Genomic DNA, 7,988 nt, shown 5'->3' on the forward strand with positions numbered 1-7,988 from the left:
CGAACCGGCCGGCGCCGACACCTTGCGGGTGGCCCGCCGACGCGTACGTCCCTTGGGAGCCGCGTCGTCCTGCACCGCGACCGGCGTCTCGGCGACGGGCGCCTCGACCACCGGGTCCTCGACAGCCATGGGCTCGGCGTGAGCCACGGCCTCGGGAACCACGACCGGCGTCACCTCAGGCACCACGGCAGCCGCCACATCTGCTTCCGCTTCCACCGGAGCCTCGGCGACGACGGACTCGGCCGTGACGGCATCCGAGCCACGCCCCTGCGACGAACGCCCGTCGCCGCGGCGCGACTCCGCCCGCGGCGCCCCGGCCGGAGCCGAGGCCCGCCTGCCGGCCCGCCGCCTCGAACGGCCACCGCGGCCGGCCGCGGCCTCCGCCTCGGCGGCGCTGCTGTACAGCTCCTCGTCGGGCACGAAGACGGGCGCCGACAGCGCGACGGGCGCCGCGACCTCGGCCGCGACCTCCGCCTCGGTCTCCTCGAACGCGTCGGCCTCAGCCTCGTCAGCCTCGTTGTCGGATCCGTCGACCAGCACATCGTGCTCGTGGGTGTGCTCGCTCTCGGCACCGCCACGGCCACGCTTCTTGCGCTTGCCGCCGCCTCCGGCGGAGGTCGGCTGCTCCATGTGCACGATGACACCGCGGCCGTTGCAGTGGACGCAGGTCTCGGAGAACGACTCCAGGAGGCCCTGCCCGACCCGCTTACGGGTCATCTGCACGAGCCCCAGCGACGTGACCTCGGCCACCTGGTGCTTCGTACGGTCACGGCCCAGGCACTCCAGCAGACGCCGCAGCACCAGATCCCGGTTCGACTCCAGGACCATGTCGATGAAGTCGATGACGACGATGCCGCCCAGGTCGCGCAGCCGCAGTTGGCGCACGATCTCCTCGGCCGCCTCCAGGTTGTTCCTGGTGACCGTCTCCTCCAGGTTGCCGCCCTGGCCGGTGAACTTGCCGGTGTTGACGTCGACGACGATCATCGCCTCGGTCTTGTCGATCACCAGCGAACCGCCGCTGGGCAGCCACACCTTGCGGTCGAGCGCCTTGGCGAGCTGCTCGTCGATGCGGTACGTCGCGAAGACGTCGACCTCGGAGGTCCACTTCGACAGCCGGTCGACCAGGTCCGGGGCCACGTGGGACACGTACCCGTGGATGGTCTGCCAGGCCTCGTCACCGCTGACGATGACCTTGGTGAAGTCCTCGTTGAAGATGTCGCGCACGACGCGGACGGTCATGTCCGGCTCGCCGTACAGCAGGGTCGGCGCGTTGCCGCCCTTCGACTTCTTCTCGATGTCCTCCCACTGCGCCTGGAGCCGCTCGACGTCACGGCGCAGCTCGTCCTCGCTCGCGCCCTCGGCGGCGGTGCGCACGATGACGCCCGCGTCCTCCGGGACGATCTTCTTGAGGATGGTCTTCAGACGCGCGCGCTCGGTGTCGGGCAGCTTGCGGCTGATGCCGGTCATCGACCCCTCGGGGACGTAGACCAGGTAGCGGCCCGGGAGCGAGACCTGGCTCGTCAGACGGGCACCCTTGTGGCCGATCGGGTCCTTCGTGACCTGCACGAGCACCGACTGGCCGGACTTCAGCGCGCTCTCGATGCGCCGCGGCCCGTGGGCCATCCCCAGCGCCTCGAAGTTGACCTCACCGGCGTACAGGACGGCGTTGCGCCCCTTGCCGATGTCGATGAACGCGGCCTCCATGGAGGGCAGCACGTTCTGCACCTTGCCCAGGTACACGTTGCCGACGTACGAGGTCGACTGCTCCTTGTTGACGTAGTGCTCGACGAGCACGTTGTCCTCAAGGACACCGATCTGGGTGCGGTCGCCGTACTGGCGTACGACCATCACGCGTTCGACGGCCTCGCGGCGGGCCAGGAACTCGGCCTCGGTGATGATCGGAACGCGTCGGCGTCCCTGCTCACGGCCTTCCCGGCGGCGCTGCTTCTTGGCCTCGAGGCGCGTGGAGCCCTTGATGGACTGCACCTCGTCGCTCGGGTGCTCGTCCCGCTTCGGACGCGGCTCACGGACCTTGACGACCGTGCGCTCGGGGTCGCTGTCGCCCAGCACCGGCTCGCTCTCACCGGAGGAGTCACCGGCACGACGACGCCGACGGCGCCGGCGACGACTGCTGGCCGAACCGGAACCGCCCGGCTCGTCGCGCTCGTCCTCCTCGGCGTCCTCGTCCGCCTGGTCGGCGGTGTCCGCAGCGTCCTCGGTGTCCTCGGCGGAACGCGTGGCCTGCTCGGCGGCGTAGTCGTCGTCACCGGACTCGCCCTCGGAGTCGGCGGACTCGCCACGGCGCCTACGACGGCCACCGCGGCGGCGGCGCCGACGCGAACCGGGGCCTTCCTCGTCGCCGTCGTCGTCCGTGTCGGCACTGTCCTCGGCGGACTCGTCGGCGTCGTCGACGCTCTCGGTGTCCTCCGGGTACGTCGGCTCCTCGACCACGACGGGCGCGGCGGCCACGGGCTCCTCGTCGCCACCGCGACGACGGCGCCGACGGCGCGGTGCGTGCTCCTCGACGGCCTCGGCGACCGGAGCGGCCTCGACGACCTCTTCCTCGACCGCGAGCTCCTCGACGTCTTCGGCAGCCTCGGCGGCAGCCGCCGCGGCGGCCCGCTCGGGCGTCTGGAACATCGGCTCGGTGAAGACGGGCGCCTGGAACACGGCGACCGCGGGACGCGCGGGACGTCGTCCACCCTCGCTCTCGCCGTTCTGGACGGCGGGCGCGGGTGCGGAGAACCCGACGGCGGCCTTGCGGGCGACCCGACGGCGCCCACGACGCGTCCCGGCCTCCTCAGCGACGGGCTCGCTCTCGGGCTCGGCCTCCACCTCGGCCGGAGCCTCGGCGACTGCTGCGGGCGCCTCTGCCGCGGGAGCTTCCGGGGCGGCTGCCTCGGTCTCGACGGCGGCGGGCGCGGAGACACGGCGCGTGGCCCTGCGACGGGCACGCGGAGCGGGCGCCTCGGCGGCCGCGCTCTCCTCGTCGCTCTTCTCGCCCTGCTCGCCGCTCTCCTCGGCAGTCGGGGCGGATACGGCGGCCACGGCCGGTTCGTCAACGGCTGCCTCGGCAGCCTTGGCGGGCGCACCGGCGGGCGCGGACGCGCGCCGGGTGGCCCGACGACGCGCACGAGGAGCGGGCGCTGCCTCTTCCTCGGCGGGTCGCTCGGTCTCAGCGGCCTGATCGGCCGCGGCGACCTGGTCGACCTCTGCGGCCGGTATGGCCGGCGCGGTGGTCTCGGCCGCAGCGGCGGCCTCGGTCCCGGCGACAGGCGGTCCCGCGGGGCGGGACGCCGCACGGCGCCGACGGCGCGGCGGCAGTGTGTCGCTGGGGGTGTCGTGTGCGGAACCCTCGGTGGGCTCCGAAGCGGGTTCGGTCGGTTCGAGCATGCGGGCAGTTCTCCCGTCAGGCTCCCGGGCGCCGCACCCGGTCCGGCTTGGGTGCCGGTGACGTCCGCGGCTCGCGCAGTGCGCGGTGCCGCCGTCCGGGGCGCGGGCGCCGCACGGGAGCTCTCTGTGTCCTGTCTCGCCGGTTCCGTACGCCATGTTGCGTACGGCCTGGCGAAAGTCTTGTGGTCGGTGCGCTGCCCGACCCAGGTGGCTCCCGAGTCCGAGGGCGACGCTACGACGTCCGTCCCTTCGCGGGACCTTCCTTACGCCGGCGCCTGCGACGCGGCGGCAGTCGGAGTGGCCATGGAGAGGGCCACCGCTGCCTCGCGGTCGGGCGAGAGCGGGTCGGTCACCGTGCCGGTCTCTTCATCGAACAGCCCCTGCGCCAGCCTGGTCACCTCAGCGGGGACCGGCGGCGCGAGGTCGGCCACGGCGCGAAGACCGGACAGAACGTCGTCGGGTCGAACAGCAGGCGTCACGTGCCGAACAACCAGCCGCAGTATCGCACAGGGCTGGTCGGTCGGCCCAGCAGGGGGCGCGGCGCCAGCCGCTCCCGTGGAGCCGACGCTTGCGGCGGGCTGTGGACTGTGCGTCTCAAAATGACTTTCGACACGTGCGTCGACGCCTGCTTCGCGTACCTCGAGGTGCGCGACCGCGCCTCGGGCGTCGAAGGTTCTCATGCCGTTCTTGGCGAGGCGCTGGACCTCGACGGTCTCGGCGGCGTTGAAGGTGTCGGCGGCGCGGCGCGCGTCTTCGGGCGCCACACCCTCCAGTCGCAGCTCCCATACGGAAGCCGTGAGCCGGTCGGCGAGCCCGGAGGTCCGGGCCTCGACCGCGTCGACGATGTCGAGCCCGGTGGGCAGCGACTCGTCGAGCAGCTCACGCAGCTTGTCGGGATCGCGCGCTTCGGTGAGCGCGATCTCCAGGTACTCCGCCTCGCTGCCCGTGCCGGTGGGTGCGGCATTGGCGTACGACACCTTCGGATGCGGCGTGAACCCCGCCGAGTAGGCCATCGGCACCTCGGCACGGCGCAGCGCACGCTCGAAAGCGCGCTGGAAGTCACGGTGGCTGGTGAACCGGAGGCGGCCACGCTTGGTGTAGCGCAGTCGGATGCGCTGCACCGCGAGTGCGGGCGGCGGGCCTTCGGGCTGTCGCTTGCCCAGTGTCGTTCAGTCCTTCGTGAGTGCGGTCGTACTGCTACCTAGAGTACGTCCGTCGGCGCTTCCTGGTTCCCGCCGGGGCGCGGGGACCGCCTGCGGGCGCTCCTCCTTCGTCTCCCCGAAGAGCATCCGGCGGAAGTCGGCGCGGGCCTGCCGTGCCGACTCGCGTGCCGTGGCCAGCGCCTGCCGGGTGACCCGGCCCACACTGCGCGCGGCATCGGCGGCGGGCCGCAGTACGGCGTCCCGGACGAAATGTCCGACGGGCGTCAGCACCACCTGGTACGCCCAGCGCACAGGCTCCACGAAGATCCACCTGAGGAGGGTCCCCAGGAACCGTCCGACGGCGAGCGAGATGTACCCGGCGATGCGCCAGGCATGTCCGAGCGCGGCCCCGACCTCGCGCCCGACCACGGCGAGGGCGCGTCCCAGGGGCGTCAGGACCCAGCGCCACAGGGCGAGCGCGGGCAGCACCAGGAGCAGTCGCAGCACCCAGTGGAGGACGAACCCGATCCCCATGAACCCCATGGTCACGAGCCACTGAAGCCCCTGGGCGCACCAGGCGATCGCCCTGCCGACCGGCGTGAGGACCCACGCGTACAGCCACTTCGCGGGTACGACGACCAGGTACCGCGCGAGCCACGCGACAACGGCGTACAAACCGAGCCCGACGGCGGCGATGCCCGCCCCGATCCCCCTGAGCGCCCAGAGCAGCCCGTGCCCGCCGGGCGTGAGCACGCGCGCGTAGACCCACGCGAACCCTGCGCCGATCCCCCGGAACACCCACAGCACGCCGTGTCCCACCGGCGTGAGCACGCGCGCGTAGACCCACACGAGCCCGGCGCCGACCCCCCGGAACACCCAGACGGTCCCCTGGCCCAGAGGCGTCAGCACGTGCTGGAAGAGCCACACCAGGGGCACGACGAGGAGCACCTTCGCGAGCCACCCGAGCGCCGTGCCCAGGGGCACGACGACGTACCGCCACAGCCCGACGAACGGCCAGATCAGGACGGCCCGCGCGACCCAGCCGAGCGCCCGCCCGAGGGGCCGCAGCACCGCGTCCGTGAGGAGGCGCCAGCCGGCGGCCAGCGCGTCCCACACCATCCGTACCGGCACGACCAGCACGAGCACGACGATCCGCACGGGGAGGCGAATCGCGACGACGAGACACCCTTCGGGCTGCCGCTCGGGCTGCCGTGCCTCGGCGGCCGGTTTCTCCAGATCCATACCGACGTAGACGCGCCAACCCCCCGTCCGGATGCGGTGTATCCGAAAAGTGACCAGGACGAGGGACACCGGCCGTAAACATACGACTTTGACCCTGCCAGGATGCGTGCATGCCGAACACGCCGAGCAGGCTCAACGGGCTGGCCGAGTACTGCGCTTCGACCATCGGGGAGCATCACTGCCCCTCGGTCTCGACGGCGGTCGTGGAACACGGCGAAGTGGTCCTGGCCGAGGCACACGGCCTCGCGGACATCGCCTCGGGCCGCCCGGCCACCCCCGGCACGGCCTACGCCCTCGCCTCGGTCACCAAGCCGATGACGGCGACGGCGATCTGCGTCGCGGCCGACCAGGGCCTGCTGGACCTGGACGCCCCCGTACCGGTGTCCATGGCGCGCGGCCAGGGGTGGCCCGCCCCGACCGCCCGCCAAATACTCCGGCACCGGGGCGGCTTCGGCGCCCACTACGACTTCCACTACGGCGGCCCCGGGGACGGCGACCGGATCGACGCGACCCCGTACGCGATACCGCACCGCGCCCCGGACACCGCCTTCGAGTACGCCAACCTCGGCTACCGGGCCCTGGGCCGGCTTCTGGAGGAGGCGACGGGCCAGGGGCTCGCGGACTTCGTACGGGAGCAGGTGTTCGAACCGCTCGGCCTGGGCGCCCTCCATCTGGGCCCCACCTACCCGGGCCCGGCTCCCTGGGCGACGCGCTACACGCCCGACGGCCGCCCTTACCCGCCGTACTGCGACACCAGCCACCCCGGCGCGACCCTCGGCTGGGCACCGGCCGCCCAACTGGCGCTCTTCGCCCAGTCGTACGACCGTCTGCTGAAACCGGAGACGGCGGCGGCCGTCCGCGAGGCCCGCCCGGTCAACCCGGGCCTCGGATACGGGCTCGGCTGGTGCCTGTCGCGCGGTACCGGCCCCCTGGTGCAGAGCCACGGCGGCGGCATGGGCGGCGTCGCGGCGATCGTCGTGACCGTGCCCGAGCAGCGCCTGTCGGTGTCCGTACTGACCAACAGCACCGACAAGACGGCCCGCGACCGGATCACCCACCACATCCTCGACACCCTCGTCCCGGGCTTCTCCCCCGGGTCGATCTCCCCCTTCACCGACGACCCGGCGCGCCCTGTGAACCTCCCGGCAACCGACTGGCGCGGCTCGATCAGCACCCCCGAGGGAGACATCCCGGTGTCGCTGACCCTCTTCCCGGAGGACGGCCGGGCCCGTCTGCGGCTGAGCGGCGAGAGCGCGGAAGCCCCGGCGAGCGCGTCTCGGACCTGTGACCTCCAGGCGGCCTTCCCCCTGCAACTCCCCACAGCGGACGCCCGGATCAACAGCCCGGCCCTGTCACTCCACCTCCACCACGACAACGGCACCCTCAGAGGCGTGGCGCGGGCCCACAAATCCGGTGACACGGAGGGCCTGCTGGGCAACCTCCTCACGCACCCCTGCCAACTGCACCCCCGCTGAACCCACTTGGCGCCCGGCGCACACCTGCTTGACTGCCGCCCATGGCGAAGACTCTCGGTGTACCCAGGCCCGACCAGGCGTCCTACATGCTGCGCGCCGCGTCCGAGGAAGCCGGCCGGGCGTACAAACGGCAGCTGCTCGACCTGCTGGACCTCCGACCGGGCCACACCGTCCTGGACGTGGGCTGCGGCCCCGGCACCGACCTGCCCGCTCTCGCGGAGCGCGTCGGTGCGGCCGGCCGGGTGATCGGGGTGGACCAGGACCCGGCGATGCTGGCGACGGCCCGTGAACGCACCGCCGCCGCGCACACGGTGGAGATCCGGGAGGCGGACGCACATGCCCTGCCCGTCGCTCCGGGGACGGTGGACCGCGCCAAGATCGACCGGGTGCTGATGCATGTGCGGTCCCCCTCGGAGGTGCTGGCCCAGCTGCACACCGCCACCCGCCCCGGCGCCCGCGTCGGTCTGGTGGAGCCCGACTGGGACACCCTGGCGGTGGACGCGGAGGACCTGGAGACGAGCCGCGCGTTCACCCGCTACACCACCGAGAAGGTGGTCCGCCACGCCACCGTCGGGCGCGGCCTCGCCCGGCTGGCGGTCGGGGCGGGCTTCCGCGTCGAGACCGTGCTCGCGACCACCCCGGTCTTCACCGACTTCGAGCACGGCGACCACACCCTGGGTCTGGGCCGCAACACGCAACAGGCCGTCGCGGACGGCCACATCGACAGAGGCCGGGG

At 72.7% G+C, this 7,988-nt stretch carries 5 protein-coding genes; 2 read left to right on the forward strand and 3 right to left on the reverse strand.

Annotation, left to right across the window (positions count from 1 at the left end; all coding sequences use genetic code 11):
• The 3 genes from STRTUCAR8_RS40170 to STRTUCAR8_RS40180 form a co-directional block, all read right to left on the reverse strand.
• Positions 1-3,393 (reverse strand): Rne/Rng family ribonuclease (locus STRTUCAR8_RS40170; protein WP_006382124.1); only part of this gene is annotated, 3,393 nt, incomplete at its 3' end.
• Positions 3,394-3,656: 263 nt separating this feature from the next.
• On the reverse strand, positions 3,657-4,514 hold the full coding sequence (locus STRTUCAR8_RS40175) for a TIGR03936 family radical SAM-associated protein (RefSeq protein ID WP_006382122.1): 858 nt from the start codon (positions 4,512-4,514) through the stop codon (positions 3,657-3,659).
• 48 nt (positions 4,515-4,562) lie between these two features.
• On the reverse strand, positions 4,563-5,777 hold the full coding sequence (locus tag STRTUCAR8_RS40180; RefSeq protein ID WP_006382121.1) for a hypothetical protein: 1,215 nt from the start codon (positions 5,775-5,777) through the stop codon (positions 4,563-4,565).
• A 110-nt stretch (positions 5,778-5,887) separates the two neighbouring features.
• Here STRTUCAR8_RS40180 and STRTUCAR8_RS40185 point away from each other — a divergent pair, with 110 nt between their 5' ends.
• Positions 5,888-7,252: a serine hydrolase domain-containing protein gene (locus STRTUCAR8_RS40185; protein WP_006382120.1), complete on the forward strand. Its 1,365-nt coding sequence runs from the start codon at positions 5,888-5,890 to the stop codon at positions 7,250-7,252.
• A 41-nt stretch (positions 7,253-7,293) separates the two neighbouring features.
• On the forward strand, positions 7,294-7,988 hold a 695-nt coding region (locus tag STRTUCAR8_RS40190), incomplete at its 3' end, for a methyltransferase domain-containing protein (protein WP_044473715.1).

Source organism: Streptomyces turgidiscabies Car8 (assembly GCF_000331005.1).
Classification (GTDB): domain Bacteria; phylum Actinomycetota; class Actinomycetes; order Streptomycetales; family Streptomycetaceae; genus Streptomyces; species Streptomyces turgidiscabies.